Consider the following 1,336-nt stretch of genomic DNA (forward strand, 5'->3'; position numbering starts at 1 on the left):
ATTTTGCTGGCGTCCGGGTTAACCACGCTGATTGAACAGCTGAAGCACTTCCCGATGGCCGACCACGACGACGGCCCGGACGGGCTGCACATGCTGTGGGCCATCGCCGCCAGCAGCGTGGGGAATTTTGAATTTATCCCGATAGGCCCGCCTGGCGCAGACGCCCGCCGGGAGGACGACGATGATTATGATGACCGGGGCGACGGGTTCGGTCCGGGAGGATGGTAAAAATGGACATTAAAAGCCTGTTTAAACGCCTGGTCGGGCGCGGCGAAGACACCGCAGAGCCGGTGCAGAGCGGTGATTATCCGATGCTTTACCTGGACCACCAGGGGCACCCGTCCACCGGGCTGGACGTGCAGAAGGTCTATCTCTGCCTGAAGGCGGCGGAAGACGGTGACCTGGTGCTGCAGAGCGACCTCTTCACCGACATGGAGGAGCGTGACGGCCACCTGTTCGCCGAGCTGTCCAAGCGCAAGCGGGCACTGTTGACGCTGCCTTTCGCGGTAAAGCCGCCGAAAGACGCCACGGAAGCCGAGATTACGCTCGCCGCAGAGGCGGAGGGCTGGATACGCAACCTGCCGGGCTTCAGCGAGATGCTGATCGATATGCTGGATGCCATCGGGCACGGGTTTGCCTGCGTCGAGATCGAATGGGGGCAACGTGGCGGCCTGTGGATGCCGGTCGCCTTCCACAAGCGCCCTGCGCGGGCCTTTACGGTGGCGATGTATAACCACGATGATATCCGGCTCAACACCGGCACGAATGCCGACGGCGAGCCGCTGTGGGAAACCGGCTGGATAGTCCACCGGCACCGGGCAAAATCCGGTCCCGTCGCGCAGAGCGGCCTGTTTCGCGTGCTGGTGTGGCCTTATCTGTTCAAAAACCTCTCGGCCCGCGACTGGGCGCAGTTCCTGAACCTCTACGGCCTGCCGTTCCGCATCGGCAAATACGATTCGAGTATGGATGAGAAAGCCCGCAGCCGGTTGCTGCAGGGCATTCGCATGATGGCCCGCAACGGCGGGGGCATCATCCCCAAAGAGGCCGAGATTGAGCTGAAGGTGCCTGCCCCCGGCCAGAGTGCGCCATTTTTTGCCATGGTGGACTGGTGCGAGAAGGTGCAGTCAAAGGCTATTCTCGGCGGGACGCTCACCAGTCAGGCGGACGGTAAAACGTCCACGCATGCGCTGGGGAACGTGCACAACGAAGTCCGCCACGACCTGCTGGCGGGTGACGCACGGATGGTGGCAGAGACGCTGACCGCCCAGCTGCTGCGCCCGCTGCTGGTTCTCAACGGACGCTATGATGCGGCCCGCATGCCGCGTCTGGAATTTGA

1 protein-coding gene and 1 pseudogene are annotated in these 1,336 nt (G+C 62.8%); both read left to right on the forward strand.

The features are described from left to right. Window positions 1-228: pseudogene (locus CNE01S_RS25565) on the forward strand (phage terminase large subunit); the annotation flags it as partial. Next, on the forward strand, window positions 222-1,336 hold a 1,115-nt coding region (locus tag CNE01S_RS24000), incomplete at its 3' end, for a phage portal protein family protein (protein WP_255212439.1). The pseudogene CNE01S_RS25565 and the gene CNE01S_RS24000, both read left to right, overlap by 7 nt.

The organism is Cedecea neteri NBRC 105707 = ATCC 33855, from assembly GCF_001571265.1.
In the GTDB taxonomy this organism is placed as follows: Bacteria; Pseudomonadota; Gammaproteobacteria; order Enterobacterales; family Enterobacteriaceae; genus Cedecea; species Cedecea neteri.